The sequence below is a fragment of the Psychromonas sp. KJ10-2 genome, from assembly GCF_047323255.1.
GTDB lineage: Bacteria > Pseudomonadota > Gammaproteobacteria > Enterobacterales > Psychromonadaceae > Psychromonas.
In genome coordinates this window covers 2,107,408-2,124,890 of record NZ_CP178827.1, presented here as the reverse complement: position 1 = coordinate 2,124,890, position 17,483 = coordinate 2,107,408, and the positions used below count along the sequence as shown (strand labels likewise).

Here is a 17,483-nt window from a genome sequence, read left to right as displayed (position 1 = left end):
TAGGAGCGTTTTATGTTCAGCCAACTTCGTCAAATTGTAGAGCAATTCGGTGAGGCCAGTACACTTTCTGATGCTATGAACTTATTAGTGCAGCAAACGAAAAGTACAATGATCCTAGATTGTTGTTCGATCTTTGTAACTAATCAAGAAACGCAAAAATTAACCCTAATGGCGAGTGAAGGGTTAGATAGCCAAGTGGTTGGCGCAACGCACTTTAATCTAGATGAAGGTATTGTTGGTTTGGTTTACCAAAAGGGTGAGCCAATCAATCTGGTTAATGTGTCTGAACATCCGCAGTTTAAATACCTCCCTTCCAGTAATGAAGAGCAGTTTAATTCGTTTTTAGGTGTGCCGATTATCCATAAACGCCAAGTATTAGGTGTTTTAGTGGCACAGCAGCGTACCCCACGTTTATATAATGAGCTTGAAGAATCTTTCTTAGTGACCTTAGCGGTGCATCTTGGCAGTGTATTGGGCGGTACATTATTAGACTTACCTGACGAAACTGAGTCTAAAAGTCGATCTTTGCATCTGCAAGGTAGCCCAGCAAGTTCTGGTATCTCTATTAATAAAGCGCATGTGTTACAAGCACACCTATTATTAAGTGATGTTGGGATCGAGTTAAGTGAAGATCCTGACAATGAGATGATCTCTTTCAGTAATGCAGTTCAATCTTGTGCAGATGAGTTTTCCAAGGTGTCTATCACCCTAAAAGAGCAGGTTTCTAAAGATGCATTCATGTTGTTTGATGTATATGGGCATCTATTACAAGATAAAGCCTTATTAAGTGCGATAGAAGTTCAGATTAGGCAAGAGAAGTTAACGGCTAAGAGCGCGGTTAAACGTGTTTCTGAGACGTATATAGAACAGTTTGAAAGTATGAGCGACCCTTACTTAAGAGAAAGGGCGGTTGAAATTAGAGATGTAGGCCAGCGTTTGTTATATCACCTTTCTAATCGTGATGATGAACAGCAAGATTTCCCTGATGAGATTATTTTAGTCGCCGAAGAGGTGACAATTTCGATGTTAGCTATGGTGCCGCCAGATAAGCTGAAAGGCATTGTCTCTGTGCGTGGAGGATTGAGCTCACATATCGCTATTTTATCGCGCACTTTAGGTATTCCTGCGGTATTAGGTGTGCCACTGAGATTGAAGAGCATTGCGCAAAAAAACATCATTATTAACGGTTACGCCGGCACCATTATTATCGAGCCAGAAGATTCATTAGTGGCTGAGTATCAAATTCTCTTAGATGAAGAGAACGAAATGAAGGCGCTGGTGGAGTTGGAAGCAAACCAAGCGGCAGTAACTAAAGACGGTTGTGAGGTTGAGCTGTTATTAAATACTGGTTTGAATTCAACCCCTGATGTGTTTTCTGAACATAACTTCTCAGGGATTGGTTTATACCGTAGTGAATTACCTTTCATGCTCAGTAATGCTTTCCCAACAGAGCAGGAGCAAGTCAGCACCTATAAATCATTGTTTGATCAGTACCAAAACTTGCCTGTCACTATGCGTACTTTGGATATTGGTGGTGATAAACAATTAAGTTACTTCCCTATTAATGAAGAAAACCCTTTCTTGGGCTGGCGTGGTATTCGTTTAACTTTAGATCATCCTGAAATATTCTTGATTCAAATACGAGCCATGTTACGTGCGAGTATCGAAACGCAAAACTTACGCATCATGTTACCCATGGTTGGGTCAGTGGGGGAAGTTGAAGAGTCTAAACGTTTAATCGAGCAAGCATGGCAAGAGGTTTGTTGGGAACAAGCATTATCACATGAGCAATTTCCACTGCCAGATATTGGTGTGATGATTGAAGTACCATCGGCGATTTTTATCATTGACCAATTAGCACCGCTGGTGGATTTTTTATCCATTGGTACTAATGATTTAACGCAGTACTTATTGGCTGTGGATCGTAATAACAGTCGTGTAGCTGACCTGTTTGATAGTTATCACCCTGCGGTATTACAAGCGATGCGTATGATTTTAGAGCAAAGCGAAAAGAACAATATAGAAGTAAGTATTTGTGGTGAATTAGCGGGTGACCCAATCGGTTTACTAATGTTATTAGGCCTGGGATATCGTAAATTAAGTATGAATGCCTTTAATATTAATAAGGTGAAGTACTTACTTAATAAAATTACCGTTTCAGAACTACAAGCTTGTACGGAAGTCGCTTTAAAAGGGCATGATGGTGCGTTTATTAAACAGACGTTTATTGATTATCTCGATGAAAAAGGCTTAGGCGGATTTGTTCGAGCAGGTAAAAAATAGCGAATAATGCCTGACACTTTTTCAAAAAACAAAAAACCGATCATTTGATCGGTTTTTTATTGCTACATTTCAGAATTAGCTGTTAGCCGCTAACTCTTTTGCTTCTTCAGCTCGACATGCGGCAGTGGTGAAGATAACGTCCGTAGAGCTGTTTAATGCTGTTTCTGCAGAATCTTGGACAACACCAATAATAAAGCCGATAGCAACAACTTGCATCGCTACTTCATTCGGAACACCAAACAAGCTACAAGCCAGTGGAATAAGTAGTAATGAACCACCTGCAACACCTGAAGCTCCACATGCAGAAACTGCTGCAACCACACTTAATAAAATAGCAGTAAAGATATCAAATTCAATGCCTAAGGTATGAACCGCTGCTAGTGTAAGTACAGTAATAGTAATCGCTGCACCCGCCATGTTAATGGTTGCACCTAACGGGATAGACACTGAGTAAGTATCTTTATGTAGATTTAATTTCTCACACAGTGCCATATTAACTGGGATATTTGCGGCTGAGCTGCGTGTAAAGAAGGCTGTGACACCTGATTCACGTAGACACTGTAAAATAAGCGGGTAAGGGTTTGAACCCAGTTTAATGTAAACAATAATTGGGTTAACAACTAGCGCAATGAATAACATTGAACCCACTAATACAGCCAATAAGTGTGAATAACCGATTAGAGAGTCAAAACCTGTCTCCGCAAAGGTTGTTGCTACTAGACCAAAAATACCGATAGGCGCTAAACGAATTACCAGTTGTACAATCTTTGAAACACCATTTGATAGGTCTTGTAGTAGTTTTTTGGTCGATTCATTACCGTGTTGCAGCGCTAAGCCTAAACCTACAGCCCAAGCTAAAATACCAATGAAGTTACCTGTTAATAGCGCATTAACTGGATTATCAACAATTTTAAATAACAAGGTATTTAATACTTCTAGAATACCTTCAGGTGGCGTTGTGGTGACATTGCTGGTAATTAATACCAGTTCAGTAGGGAATACATAGCTAAATAACACAGCAGTAATTGAAGCTAATAAAGTACCAATTAAGTATAAATGAATAACAGGTTTAAGGTTAGTGTGGCTGCCTTTTGCTTGGTTAGCAATAGAGGACATCACTAAGATAAAAACAAGAATTGGTGCAACCGCTTTTAATGCGCTAACGAAGAAACTACCAAGAAAAGAGACGGAAGTGGCAGTGCTTGGAGAAAAGCTTGCAAGGCAAACACCTGCAATAATACCGACAACAATTTGTAATACTAAGCTACCGCTCATCATACGTTGAATAAGAGTGGGGTTTGAACTCATTGAATATTCCTACTTTGTTATTTTTAGTGCATTAATAAAGGTGGTTTATCGATGCCATGATTAATTAGTTAACGCTTTATTTCGGAAAACGCTGTGACTACAAATGACTGAGTGATTGTAGTGAGTAATCTGTTATCAAAATTAATACAGATCATAATTTGGCGCAGAAAATAGCATAAATAGCGTGAAATTAATGCGGTAATTACTATTTTTTGCCATTTAATAAAAAATAATAGATAAGATGACTATTTATCGAAGTGAGTTAGTTTTTTCTTTGATAAAGAAATCTCTGATTATTTTCCTGTGAAATTACGATATGATACGCGCACTAAATTCCCCAATTAGAGTAAATTATGTCCTCATCTCATTATGTATTACCCCAGATCGATCCGATCGCTATTAGTCTTGGACCACTTGATATTCGTTGGTATGGATTGATGTATCTTGTTGGCTTTGCCTTTGCGTTTTGGATGGCAAACCGTGTTTGTGATAAATCCAATGGCGTATGGACACGCGAACAAGCCAGTGACCTGTTATTTGCAGGTTTTATGGGCGTTATCTTAGGTGGGCGTATTGGCTATGTGCTGTTTTATCAATTCCCAACCTTCATTGATAACCCGATGTACCTCTTTAGAATTTGGGAAGGCGGGATGTCGTTCCATGGCGGCGTATTAGGTGTGGTGACTGCGATTATTATTTACGCTAAACGTCATCAACGTTCAATTCTATCTGTTGGTGACTTTATTGTGCCATTACTGCCTGTTGGCTTAGGCGCGGGGCGTATCGGTAACTTCATTAACTCAGAGCTATGGGGACGTGTAACAGATTCTCCATTTGGTGTAGTTTTCTATAATGCTGGGCCATTACCGCGTCACCCTTCGCAATTATATGAATTTGCTCTAGAAGGTGTTGCACTGTTTATCATCTTATTTTTATTTATTCGCAAGCCAAAACCGGCTGGTTCAGTGGCTGGTTTATTCTTATTAGGTTACGGTACTTTCCGCTTTATTATTGAATTTGCACGTGAACCAGACGCACAATTAGGTTTGCTAACGTTTAATATGAGTATGGGGCAAATTTTATCATTGCCAATGATCATTATCGGTGCCATTTTGATGGTATATGCATATAAAAATAATCCTATTTCTGAGGTAAATGAAACGAGTAAAAAAGCAAAGGGTAAACAATCATGAAACAGTATTTAGCATTATGTCAGCGTATTATTGATCAAGGCACTTGGATTGAAAATGAGCGCACTGGTAAACGTTGTTTAACCGTGATTAACGCTGATTTAGAATATGATGTTGGTAATAATCAATTCCCAATGATCACTACACGTAAGAGCTTTTATAAGTCTGCGATTGCTGAATTTCTTGGTTATATTCGTGGTTACGATAATGCCGCTGACTTTCGTGCTTTAGGCACGAAAACTTGGGATGCTAATGCTAATTTAAATGATGCTTGGTTGAGCAATCAACACCGTAAAGGTGAAGATGATATGGGGCGAGTATACGGTGTACAAGGTCGCGCTTGGGCAAAACCTGACGGTACTACATTAGATCAGCTGAAAAAAATTGTCGATAATCTAAAAAACGGTATTGATGACCGCGCTGAGATCCTGACGTTTTATAATCCAGGTGAATTTGATATGGGTTGTTTACGTCCATGTATGCACACCCATACTTTTTCATTGTTGGGTGACACACTACATTTAACCAGTTATCAGCGCTCTTGTGATGTACCCCTTGGCCTAAATTTTAATCAAGTTCAAGTGTTTGCTTTTCTAGCGTTAATGGCACAAATCACCGGTAAAAAAGCGGGTAAGGCGTACCATAAAATTGTTAATGCACACATCTATGAAGATCAGTTAACCTTGATGCAAGATGTACAATTAAAGCGTGAACCTTTCCCGTCACCACAGCTGAAAATTAATCCTAAAATTACCTCATTGGAAGATCTAGAGACTTGGGTAACGATGGATGATTTTGAAGTGGTTGGCTATCAGTGTCACGAAGCGATTAAGTATCCCTTCTCTGTTTAATTGATTTGTGAATATATAATAAAAAGCCTAATAAATAGTGTTATTTATTAGGCTTTTTAGTTTTTATATTTAACTTAAAGGTTAATCTTCTGGTAATTCATCAAAGAGCTGCTGTTTATTAGCAAACCATGCTCTTTTCGCCTCAGTATCTTCCATTAATACTTTTACTTTACGCGCTGCTTCAATATGCTGTTCGTCCTGCTGCATCATCATTTCTACAATGTGGAGCTTATTTTGCTCTATTATTTCTTCTAATGTTTCGCCTTGAAAGGATTGCTCACAGGCACCTCCAAGTTGTCTACAGGTCATTGTTTTCATGGTCATCCTTAACTTTACATTATCTTCATGATAATAAACTAATCCTAATAGGTTATACCATTTTTGTGTTTTTTGTGAACAAAAACACCTCTAAATTGTTGGTTAAGGCACTTGTTATCACTAAGTTACTTGATTAAAAGGGAGAGTATTAGTTCACATATAATACAAAATAAGGCTTTTTTTACCCTATATAAATCACAGAAGACAAATAGGTTGGGTGACACTGATACCAAACAGTGTTTATTTGTATTACTATTAAGTGACTTTACTATAGGAAGGAATCTTATGCAGAATGCATTTGTAGAAATAGCAGGAGTAAAACGCAGCTTACATGTGCAGGTAGCGCGCGAAATTGCTCGTAAAATATTATCTGGAGAGGTTGCTCAAAATGAGATTATTCCTGGTGAAATGGCTTTATGTGAGCAATTTAAGGTAAGCAGAACGTCCTTAAGGGAAGCGATTAAATTGTTAACGTCAAAAGGGTTATTAGAATCCAAGCCAAAAGTCGGGACACGAGTAACTAGCCGTGAAAATTGGAATTTTCTTGATTCGCAATTATTAGATTGGTTAACAGGCTTGGGCGACAATGATGCCGTTTATCGAGATTTTTTATCCCTGCGAAATGCGTTAGAGCCAGAAGCTGCAGCGTTAGCTGCTGAAAATGCAACGGCTCAACAACGTATTTTGTTATCAGCGACTTTTCAGCAGATGGACGATATCTCTAAAGATTTTGATTTAGAGGCTTGGACTGATGCCGATATGGAGTTTCATCGTCTGATTTTTCTCTCAACGGGCAATAGTTTTTATCTGCCATTTGCGAATGTACTGTGCACCATGTTTAAAAGTTTCATTACTCACTCCTCAATACGAGGCAGCACTTGTATCAATGAGCATCGTGCAATCTACTCGGCAATCATGGCCGGTGATGCTGATAAAGCGAGACAAGCAAATATTGAGCTGTTAAATAAAAGTAAGCGTCGTTTACCCAGTACAGATTAAGATTCCATATAGACTTTTTACAAGCCATTCTTCATTAAGAAGCGTGGCTTTTCGCCTTAAAATGACAGTATTTTTAAAGGACGAGTTATGCCTCAAACACTAATACCTAATATCCATGACTTTCTTGCAACCATTGATCCCTTCGATAAATTGCCAAAAGAACTGCAACGCAAAATTGCCTGTTGTATTAAAATTACTTATCTCGCTAAGGGTGAGCAGATTCAGTTTGGTGGCGAGCATGAGTTACGCTATTTGTATGTCGTGCGAACAGGCTCTATGGAGCAACGTAAACACAATGGTATGCTCAGAGCAAAATTAGGATCAGAGGATCTATTTGGCTTTACTTTTCTTTCCGAGCAAAAAGAGTCGCAAGAAGATTACACGGCTGTCGCATTAGAAAATACGCTGTTATACCTAGTACCGCATTCCGATTTATTAAACCTGTTAGAAGAATATCCAGATTTTGCCGAGCATTTTGCCAGTAACGTACAAGTACGTTTGCACTCTGCCTTGGACGTAGTGTGGTCGGATAGTGAAAAAGGTATCTTTGTTAAAAAAGTCTCTGAAGTTGCCAGTGATAAAATTGTGGTTGCTGATTCAAGTACACCCATTAGACAGGTGGCAGAACAGATCATGGCGGTGTGCTCACCAACGGCAGTGATCACTGAAAATGGTCAAATAGTAGGTTTGGTAACGGACCGAGATATGACAAAAAGGGTGATTGTAGCAGGGTTAGATTACACTCGTCCTGTTAAAGAGATAATGACGCCCAACCCATTAACCGTTGCGCCAAATGATCTGGTATTGAAAGCCTCATCAATAATGATGCAGAATAATGTACGAAGCTTACCTGTTGTCGAAGGTAACAATGTATTAGGGGTATTAACGACAACGCACCTGGTTAGAAACAATAGGATCCAAGCTGTCTTTTTGATTGAAAAAATAAAATATGCCAAGACAGTGGGTGACCTAACAAAATTAACGCCAGAGCGCCAAGCTATCTTTGAAGCTTTAGTAGAAGGCAAGGTAAGTGGTGACATTATTGGCCATGTAATGACCTTGATTATGGATGCTTATAATCGTCGTTTATTACAGATTGCTGAGGAGCATTTTGGTAAACCTCCTTGTGAATTTGCTTGGATTGTTGCTGGATCACATGCGCGTAATGAGGTGCATATGTTATCGGATCAAGATAATGCAATTATCTTAGCTGATGATGCTACGGCAGCAGATCGCATTTATTTCCAAGGCTTAGCCATGTGGGTATGTAATGCCCTTGATGCTTGTGCATACCCTTTATGTAGCGGTAAATTTATGGCGGTGAACCCTAAATGGTGTATGCCTCTTAAAGTATGGAAAGCCTCCTACAGTAAATGGGTTGCTAATCCAGAATACGATAGTTTGTTGAATGCGACAGTGTTTTTAGAGACGCGTTGGCTATACGGCAATGAAAGCTTCAATAAAGAGTTACAAGCACATCTATTCAGCAGTATTCAATCTTCACACGTATTTTTATCTTCTATGGTACAAGATTCTGTTTCAGTGAACCCGCCTTTAGGAATTTTCAATTCCTTAGTATTAGAAAAAAGCGGTGAAAACTCTAAAACCTTAAATATTAAAAAGTTTGCGTTAAGTTTATTAGTCGATTTAGCGCGTATTTATGGCTTGTCCTCAGGCTCAGAAAAAGCCGAAACCATGGCGCGTTTTCAGCATGCCTATGATAATGATTTATTAAGTGAAGATATGCTAAAAAATGTACAGGGAGCATTTCAGTTTATTACTCAAGTACGTTTATCACATCAATTTACAGCGTTAAAAGAAGGGCGAGTGGCAGATAATCACATTGACCCGAATGCCTTTGGTAGTTTTGAAAGAAAGCATTTGAAAGATGCATTCAGGATTATTGCTGACTTACAGGAATATACAAAACTGAAATTCAATCGTCAGTAAACTGGTGAGAGACAAAAGTTATGCGTCGTATTTTTAATTATTTTCATCCACTTACTAAGTTACAGCGGGAACGTGAGCGATATTTGTCTACACATCAAGTGCCCGATAATATACGCCTATTATTAGAAGCACCATTACCAGACTTGGATGATGATATTTATTCATTGGATTACTTGTCACTGGATTTTGAAACATCAGGCTTTAACCCTAAAGCGGATTCATTACTGAGTGTGGGCTATTTACCTTTAATCAATCAACAATTGTTGTTATCTGAAGCAGTAGAAACCCTGATCCATACGGCTAAAAATGTCAAAGCTGAAACGGCAGTGATTAATCATATCGTTCCAGAAATGCTAGAAAAAGGCGAAGCGTGGCATGTGGTATTAGATGCAATGTTAGCTGAAGCGGTGGGCAAGGTACTTATTGTTCATGGGAGCATAGTAGAAAAGCGTTTTTAAATCATTATATGGCGAAGCGCTACCAGTTACCCCCTTTGCCGTTATTGTGGGTCGATACCTTACAGATGGAAAAGTCTTTGCATATTTATAAAGATAATAACGGTACTGATGATTTTCGCCTTGGTAGTGTGCGAGAGCGACACAATTTACCTGAATACTCTGCACATGGTGCATTAGTTGATTCATTGGCCACAGGGGAGCTTTATTTAGCGTTACTCAAACAACATTTTGAAGGGGCAGATTCCTCTGTGCGTTATATGAAATTTGATTGTACACGTGCGTTATAATTGTCGATGGTCAGTAAAATATTTACCGTGAGTAGCAGTAATGGTTGTTTATATCGTTGATAGAAATCGCTTTGTAGATTGTATTGGATAGCGATTAGCTATCTAGTACTTTAGCGATTGTAAGTTAACAACTTATGTTAAAATGAAAAAGCCACTTACTCAGTAAGTGGCTAGAAATGATCAGACTCAATTAATCATTTTAAACTTGTTTGCCCCTTATATTAGAAGCTGTATTTAATGCCGGCACGGTAACGAGCTTGACGTTTGCTAGAGCTAGAGCTTTCATCAACAGTCCATACTTCAGCAAATGGACGCCAATCACCAAATTGGTAACCTACAATGATACCTGCATCATATTCCCAATCTTTATTATCAAACTGTCTTACTTTATCCCACGATTTCACGTAGTTTGCTTCGTAGCTTAATTTTAGATTTGGTAGTGATTTAACTTTATATGAACCAGTTAACGTTACTTTAGATTTAGTTGGGCGATTAACCTTATTACCTGTTTCTACGTTAGTATCGCCATCAGTTGGATCTGAGTAGTTAGCGAATTCATGACGGTAACGTAGTGCAGTTTGTAAACCAAAGTCTGATTTATAAACAACACGAATTTGTGGTTTAAAGGTTCTTTTACGATCTGTTAACGCAATCGGCATACCTGGTTTGATTTGCCATTTACCAATGCGGTAAGTTAAGCCCATATCTAACTCAGTTTCAGTCAGGTAAGTGTCATCGAGCGTGTCTGTTTTATCGAAACTAGCGAACTTCATTTCTATACCAAGGTTAACTTTAAGATCTTTCATATCTTCTATAGGTCTAAAGTTGTTGCTTAGCTTAACTCGGCTTGCTTGTTGTTCGTTATCAGCCTTGTATTCATGGCGGAAATCGATAGTAGCAGCAGATGCTGCACCAGAGAGCATTGTAGTTGCAACAGCAAAAATTAACTTATTTTGTAGTTTCATGATTATCTTCCAGTTTGATGTAATATAAAGTTATTTATATTTTGAGTTTTATTGTTGCAGGTATGAACAGTGCAAAACTTATTTTTAAGAACCACAACAAACTTGTAATTCCGTAAATATTAAAACTTAAAATATTTATTAAATACCGTTTTAATTGGCATTTCATAATACAAATAGAATACATAATTTTTGGCTAATTGTTCTGTGAGTTCGCTCTAACTTTTTTTGTACTAAAATTATCCTTTTTAGTGAATTAATATAAATTGTTTTTTTATCAACAGCTTGTGGTTGATTTTTGGTTTTTTTAAATCATGGCTTTTCGCTAGGATAGAGAGCTGTGTAACACTTTTGTGACTAATTAATATGATGAATTAAGCTAGTTTTTATTTTTTGTTGCGCTGGATCACAGCAATAATTGAAATTATTTTTGATTTTTTAACGTTAAGCCATTTTGGCTCTGTTATTTTGAGGTTATTGAATAAGGCTAGTAATAGTAGGGCCTTGATTGGCCCTATTGATATTAGTTTTGAGCTGTTAACTTAATATAAGGGTTATTGGAATGACTAAATATTCAGGTTAGTGAATAAATTCATTCAGCCACTATATAGTGGCATCTTCTTAACTGAAACCTGATCTAGATTATATTCTTTGCTATACCTGCCTATTTAATATGATTTCAATCACATACTTTTATTATTGTAATACAATTAATCTTCTCTCTGGGATATGGTTTTGCTAATTATAAATAACTAAAGGGTCTCGATATGGATTTTAATATATTAGTAGTAGGGGTTTATTTCTTATTCCTTATTGCAATTGGATGGATGTTTAGAACGTTCACCACTAATACAAGCGATTACTTTCGAGGGGGCGGTAACATGCTCTGGTGGATGGTAGGTTCAACTGCCTTCATGACCCAATTCAGTGCTTGGACATTTACAGGTGCTGCAGGTAAAGCATACAACGATGGTTTTACTGTTGCGATTATCTTCATGGCCAATGCATTTGGTTACTTCATGAACTTCGCTTACTTCGCTCCTAAGTTCCGCCAATTACGTGTAGTAACGGTTATTCAAGCAGTACGCCAGCGTTTTGGTAGCAAAAATGAGCAAGTATTTACCTGGACTGGTATGCCAAACAGCGTTATTAACGCAGGTATTTGGCTGAATGGTCTGGCTATTATTGCTTCTGGTATTTTCGGTGTAGACATTGAAACGACCATTTGGGCAACCGGTATTGTTGTATTAGTTATGTCTGTAACGGGCGGTTCATGGGCAGTAATCGCATCTGACTTTATGCAGATGGTTATCATCATGGCGGTAACTATTACTTGTGCGATTGTAGCGCTTAATCAAGGTGGTGGTATCTCAAACATCATCGAAGGTTTTGAGCAAACGCGTGAAGTGACTTTCCTAATTGGTACAGAAATTAACTACTTTAGTATTTTTGCATTATGGTCATTCTTTATCTTTGTTAAGCAATTCAGTATTACTAATAATATGCTTAACTCTTACCGTTACCTTGCGGCAAAAGATTCAAAAAATGCACGTAAAGCAGCGCTTTTAGCTTGTGTACTTATGACGATGGGCCCATTAATTTGGTTCCTACCAAGTTGGTTCCTAGCATCTACAGGTGTTGATTTAACATCGATGTACCCAGATGCAGGTAAAAAAGCAGCCGATTACGCTTACCTGTACTTTGTAGATGAATACATGCCAGTAGGTATGGTAGGTTTACTTATTTCTGCAATGTTTGCTGCGACCATGTCTTCAATGGACTCGGGTCTAAACCGTAACTCTGGTATCTTTGTGAAAAACTTCTATCAAGTTGTTTTACGTCCGAAAGCGACAGAGAAAGAGTTGGTAACGTGTTCTAAAATTACATCAACGGTATTTGGTTTAATCATTATCCTAGTGGCGTTATTTATTAACTCGCTTAAAGGATTGAGCTTATTCGATACTATGATGTATGTAGGTGCATTAATCAGCTTCCCTATGACAGTACCAGCATTCTGTGGCTTCTTTATCCGTAGAACACCTGACTGGGCAGCATGGGCAACGTTAATTGTAGGTGCATGTGTATCTTACTACGTAGGTCTTGTTATCTCAGCAACGGATATCCAAAACTGGTTTAACTTAGATACAGCGTTAACGGGACGTGAATGGAAAGATCTTAAAGTAGGTCTGGGTCTGTTAGGTCACATTGTTATCACAGGTGGTTTCTTCTGTGCGACTATGTTCTTCTACAAACCATTATCTGCTGAGCGTGAGAAAGACGTTGATACTTTCTTTACGAATCTAGCAACGCCGCTTCATAATACGTCTGCTGCTCAAGCACACTTAGATAACAAGCAACGTCGTATGTTAGGTATGTTAATTGGTACTGCTGGTGTTGGTATCATGGCAATGTTCTTCTTACCAAACCCATTCATGGAGAGTCTAATCTTTGTATTATGTGGTGGTATCGTGTTCGCTGTTGGTCTACTACTTGTTAAAGCAGTTAGCCAAGTCAACGAAGATGATGACGATGGAGATAAAGACCGATTACCAGAAATGGACTAATCAGGTTAGCATCCATTAAATTCAAATAGCAAAAGCGGTTAGATTATCTAACCGCTTTTTTTTGCGTAAAATTTAGGTGGCATCATGAGTTTGTAGGTTAGTTATTTTAAGCGTGAGTATGAGATAAGGAAGTGATCAACTGGTTATGTGGTAGAAATGAGGGATGAAGGCAGTCTCGCGTTATGGAGGGTCTGAGCTTGTATATCCTAGTAGTTGTCGGTAGTGATAGTTTACACCCTATGAGCTTACTCAGCTCATTTTCTCATGTGATCACTCGTATACTGAAAGGCTGAACAAGATTGTGCTTGTGGCTAAGCGGTGGTTGAATAATGCTTCATGGTTTACTTCTAAGGTTAGATTATCGCTAATCACCTCACTTTATTTTCTTCTGAGTATTATACCAATCATAGTAAGTAACTGATCTATTTTACTTGTTAAAACAACTTATTTTTTCGTTGTAAGTTTCGTATAGGGAACAACCATTTACATCAACTTACGCCTCAAACTAAGCCATTTTTCCGGCGCAAAATTTAGATCAGTTATTTAATACAATTGGTATTACTGCAGACAAAGAGTGATAGCCTCTGTCCAATATCTTTCCAAACGCTAGAAACATAGAACACTCAACTATATATTTTATAATGATGTTGGATAGCAGCAAGCGACACAGAAGTTATTAAACAGACTAGTTGTGTTTTATTGATTGAAGTTAATTGATCAGTTGTCATACAAGAATAAGCAGTTGTATTAAGGTAGGGACGTTAAAGAAGGTTATGCAGAATAAAAATAACCCCTGGCAACAAGATAGCTTGTTGACCAGAGGTTATTAACATTTGTTTAGTTTAGGCTTTATGAGTTATTAATTAATGACGGTTGTTTAGGTAGTAGAAGGTTGCTTGTGCAGCTTCGTCATCTTCCCCTGAGTTATTTTGATTATAAGCACCGGCTTTGAAATACATGTACTGGCCTGTTTCATCATAGCCGCTATCGCTCATATCCCAGGTTTCAATTACATCATCTTTATCATCGCGCATGATGGTTACTGTTAATGTGTTACCCACCACTTTAATTTGATAGAAAAAAGGTTCATCTAAGGCAATACCATCGCTTGGATTACTGGCGTTATTATCACGACTGCCAATCATATCAACCCAAACTTCATCGCCATAACCATCGCGTGGCTCGTGTGCAAAGTAAATAGACCCTTTATCATTTCCGGCAGCTTACGGTAATAAAGGCGAACTGGCTCGTCATCATTAGCGTGTATTTGACCGATAATAACGCGACCAATTTGATAGCTTTCACCAGTAGTTGAAACCTGGTTAACGGCAACGGTTGCATCTAAAATACCATCAACACCGCCTGCTTTCTCTTGTTCGCTGGTGGGGGCTGATGAGAATACCCAGTTATTTTCATTAACCCCTTTTGTTGAAATACTTGTATCACCTTCACGTAACATTTCACGCAGTTCTGTACGTGTGTAAGAGGTATTTGTTGAGGTTTTATAACCGTCTACTTCAACATAAAACACCATGCCACCATCTTCTGTATCGGTATAAAAGTATTCAAAGTCTTCATAACCATCGCTTAAGTCATCTTCACTAATGGTATCTGCTGTTCCGCTATTGTCATCATCGGTTGGGATACTTAAATTCCAGTCATTAAGTTCAAAGTTATCAGAGGGCGCTGAAGAGGCATCTAGCTCTGCGCTTGGTAGTGTTGCTCCATTATAAGTGAGGCTTTTAAATTGTACCGTGCTGGTACCATCTTCATATTGATTATAAACACCGGCTTTAAAGTAACTGTATAGGTTATCCCAGTAGGTAATATCGATATTAACTTTTTCATCACCATCAACATTGATTATTAAGGTGCTATCACCTGCTTCAATTTCAAACTCTGTTGCATTACTTTCGTCGTAATCAGCTAAATAATAAAAATCATATGAATCAGGGCAGTTATCATTGTAGTTAGGGTTGCTATCGTCTTTACATTCGTAGGCATTGGTTTTGATGATTGCCCAATATGCATTACTGTAGGAATCTCCTGTATCATCATCTGTACGGCTTTCACCATCCCAAACAATACGCAGTAATGGATGAGATAAGACCGTGTCATCGGTTTCTCCATTTTCGCCTTTATTATGCACCTGCATTAATGTCATCTCTTGTCCATCACCACTGGCCGCAACAGATTGTTCAGGTGAAATAGGTAATATTTCTGCACTTAATGTCGATATTTCAGAGGTATTGGTTCTAAAGTTTTCAACAAAGCGCAATTCAGATCGTTTGCTATCCCCCGTCATCTCAAAGGTTAACCAGCCAGTGCTTGAGTCTACATAAAAGTAATCATTATCAAACCCATTATACTCACCAGCATCCACCACCTCGGAAGTTGAGGCGCTTGTTGATGGGTTGTTCTGCTGCAATTTGGCATTGTTAAGTGCATTGATATATTGCACATAGTCGTAAGGTACACCAGAGTATGAGCCTGTTGAACTTGCGTTATCTGAATTAGATGAATCTGTATCCGTTACGCTGTTGCTAGCACTACCGCCGCTACCACCACACGCACTAAGGAATACTGACAATATGGCACTACTTATTAATTTATATTTCACTGTATGACATCCATTTTCATAATAGTTAATAAAGATTCTCTGTTATTAATTCGCTTTGTATTGACTCGGTTTAACAATAGAATCTAATTATAATACAAATGAAATTTCTTCCTAAAAGCAACGTTCAAAATTGATAACTAGGCACTGAATATTGATGTAATAATGATGGTTTTCGGAGGTATGTTTGAGGTGCGATGGTTACTAATAAATAATATGACTCCCATAAAAAAGGCCGAACTTCTAAAAGTTCGGCCTTGATATAGTTTTATTAATTTTTTGTTACTTATTACTCTGGTTGTGCCGCTACAGTTGCTTCAGAGCTGTTAGAGTGATAAGCGCTATCTGTTACTTCATCAAGCACAGCACCAACCTCGTAGTCTTCAAAATCATCAGAAAAACTAACGGTTGTGCCTGAGTCACTGTAAAGCGTTAAATCATCTACATACAATACAAAATCAGTCGTTGCTGAACCACCTGCATAACGAATTTGAATATCCTTTGCACCCGTATCATCATTACCGTCAGTGCTGTAAGTATTCTCGTAAGTACCGATTTCTTGTTCATCAATTGTAATTGTAACATCAGCTGAAGATGTTCCATCTGTAGTCCAATTGATTTGTAAGTCTACCCATTCACCAGGTGTAAATGTTGAGATATCTCCATGGTTTCTTAGTGATACAGTCCCTTCGTCTAATTGTAAGTCTACGATATGCTCACTACTTGAAGTAGATGTTCCACCTGTAGAGAATACTGTAAGAGCTGCTGTTTGTGTTTCATTTTCATCGTATAAGAAAGATACGTTAACTTGTCCAACAGCGATACCATCTGAAATTTGGTATCTTAATTCACCAGTATCAGATGTAAGAGTATCAGCTATAGCTGCTACTTGAGTTGAATCTGTACTTGTATCTGTATCTGTATCCGTATCTGTGTCGTCAGATGCTTCACCACCAACAATGGCTGGTTGTGTTTCATCATTGTACGGGTCACCAGCGCCATCTAATAATTCGTCAACTACATAATCCTCATAATCATCAAAGAAGACTTCTGTTGTACCTGCTTCATCCGAGTAAATCGTAAAGTCATCTACTAAGAACTCTTCTGAATCTGTTAATGCATTATTACCTATTTTAAAGCCAACCGTATCAACACCTGTTGCTGCTGAATTATGGAAATCATAAGTACCGATCTCTGTGCCGTCCACTGTTACCGTATAAGTGCCGGCAGTGACATTCCAAGTGACGTTAACGTTAACCCATGTACCTGTCGTGAAAGTGCCTACAGTAGTAGAGTCTCCAGATCTGATTTTAATGTTGCCATCATCTAGTTGTACTTCACCTACTAGGCCGGCTGTATTTGTATCTGCATTGAACAATGATATATAGGCAGTTTCAGTTTCTGATGATGCATAAAATACGTTTACATCAACTTGCCCTTCAGTTAATTCAGCACCTTCAACGGCAGCAACATCGTAACGCAATTGACCACTAGAACCTGCTTCTATATTAGTTAATACAGCATACTGGCCTGCATCAGTTGAACCTGTATCTGTTTCACTTCCAGAATCAGTGTCATCTGTAGAACTCGTACTTTCTTTAAATTCAAGATCATCACAACCAAAAATTAGTGCTGCGCTTAAAGTGACGGCTGCAATTTTAGTGAGTTTCATTTTTTGTCCGTTTTTCATTTTTTT

General features: G+C 38.3%; 12 protein-coding genes and 1 pseudogene. 8 read left to right on the top strand and 5 right to left on the bottom strand.

Translation table 11 applies throughout. The annotated features are described in order from the left end of the window. Positions 1 to 12: 12 nt before the first annotated feature. Positions 13 to 2,283 carry a phosphoenolpyruvate--protein phosphotransferase gene (gene ptsP / locus ACLKL2_RS10235; RefSeq protein ID WP_113819282.1) on the top strand — a complete coding sequence of 757 codons (2,271 nt, stop codon included), beginning with the start codon at positions 13 to 15 and terminating at the stop codon, positions 2,281 to 2,283. 75 nt (positions 2,284 to 2,358) lie between these two features. Here the strand turns inward: ptsP and sstT are convergent, their stop codons facing one another. Further along, on the bottom strand, positions 2,359 to 3,591 hold the full coding sequence (gene sstT / locus ACLKL2_RS10230) for a serine/threonine transporter SstT (protein WP_113819283.1): 1,233 nt from the start codon (positions 3,589 to 3,591) through the stop codon (positions 2,359 to 2,361). Between the two features lie 353 nt (positions 3,592 to 3,944). On the opposite strand from sstT, the gene lgt reads away from it, so the two are divergent. Together lgt and ACLKL2_RS10220 are read left to right on the top strand one after the other, a co-directional pair. Then, positions 3,945 to 4,784 (top strand): prolipoprotein diacylglyceryl transferase, encoded by an 840-nt coding sequence (gene lgt / locus ACLKL2_RS10225; RefSeq protein WP_413691529.1) that lies wholly within the window; start codon positions 3,945 to 3,947, stop codon positions 4,782 to 4,784. Beyond that, entirely contained in the window at positions 4,781 to 5,632 is an 852-nt protein-coding gene (locus tag ACLKL2_RS10220; RefSeq protein WP_413691528.1) for a thymidylate synthase, read from the top strand. The genes lgt and ACLKL2_RS10220 overlap by 4 nt, the downstream gene beginning before the upstream one ends. 81 nt (positions 5,633 to 5,713) lie before the next feature. On the opposite strand, the gene ACLKL2_RS10215 is transcribed toward ACLKL2_RS10220, so the two are convergent. Next, positions 5,714 to 5,950, bottom strand: coding sequence for a hypothetical protein (locus tag ACLKL2_RS10215; protein WP_413691527.1), 237 nt, complete (start codon positions 5,948 to 5,950; stop codon positions 5,714 to 5,716). Positions 5,951 to 6,235: 285 nt separating this feature from the next. On the opposite strand from ACLKL2_RS10215, the gene ACLKL2_RS10210 reads away from it, so the two are divergent. The 4 genes from ACLKL2_RS10210 (at position 6,236) to ACLKL2_RS10195 (ending at position 9,644) form a co-directional block, all read left to right on the top strand. Continuing rightward, on the top strand, positions 6,236 to 6,949 hold the full coding sequence (locus ACLKL2_RS10210) for a FadR/GntR family transcriptional regulator (protein ID WP_113819287.1): 714 nt from the start codon (positions 6,236 to 6,238) through the stop codon (positions 6,947 to 6,949). 87 nt (positions 6,950 to 7,036) lie between these two features. Then, complete coding sequence (locus ACLKL2_RS10205) at positions 7,037 to 8,899, top strand: putative nucleotidyltransferase substrate binding domain-containing protein (RefSeq protein WP_413691526.1); 1,863 nt, start codon at positions 7,037 to 7,039, stop codon at positions 8,897 to 8,899. A 20-nt stretch (positions 8,900 to 8,919) separates the two neighbouring features. Next, entirely contained in the window at positions 8,920 to 9,357 is a 438-nt protein-coding gene (locus ACLKL2_RS10200) for an exonuclease domain-containing protein (protein WP_413691524.1), read from the top strand. Between the two features lie 8 nt (positions 9,358 to 9,365). Beyond that, complete coding sequence (locus ACLKL2_RS10195; protein WP_413691522.1) at positions 9,366 to 9,644, top strand: hypothetical protein; 279 nt, start codon at positions 9,366 to 9,368, stop codon at positions 9,642 to 9,644. A 221-nt stretch (positions 9,645 to 9,865) separates the two neighbouring features. Here the strand turns inward: ACLKL2_RS10195 and ACLKL2_RS10190 are convergent, their stop codons facing one another. Further along, positions 9,866 to 10,609, bottom strand: a complete 744-nt coding sequence (locus ACLKL2_RS10190; protein ID WP_413691521.1) for an oligogalacturonate-specific porin KdgM family protein — start codon at positions 10,607 to 10,609, stop codon at positions 9,866 to 9,868. A gap of 764 nt (positions 10,610 to 11,373) precedes the next feature. Here ACLKL2_RS10190 and ACLKL2_RS10185 point away from each other — a divergent pair. Further along, entirely contained in the window at positions 11,374 to 13,170 is a 1,797-nt protein-coding gene (locus ACLKL2_RS10185) for a sodium:solute symporter family transporter (protein ID WP_113819291.1), read from the top strand. A gap of 863 nt (positions 13,171 to 14,033) precedes the next feature. Here the strand turns inward: ACLKL2_RS10185 and ACLKL2_RS10180 are convergent. Then, positions 14,034 to 15,553, bottom strand: a pseudogene (locus tag ACLKL2_RS10180) (polysaccharide lyase family 7 protein). 523 nt (positions 15,554 to 16,076) lie between these two features. Then, on the bottom strand, positions 16,077 to 17,477 hold the full coding sequence (locus ACLKL2_RS10175; RefSeq protein ID WP_113817719.1) for a hypothetical protein: 1,401 nt from the start codon (positions 17,475 to 17,477) through the stop codon (positions 16,077 to 16,079). Positions 17,478 to 17,483: the final 6 nt, after the last annotated feature.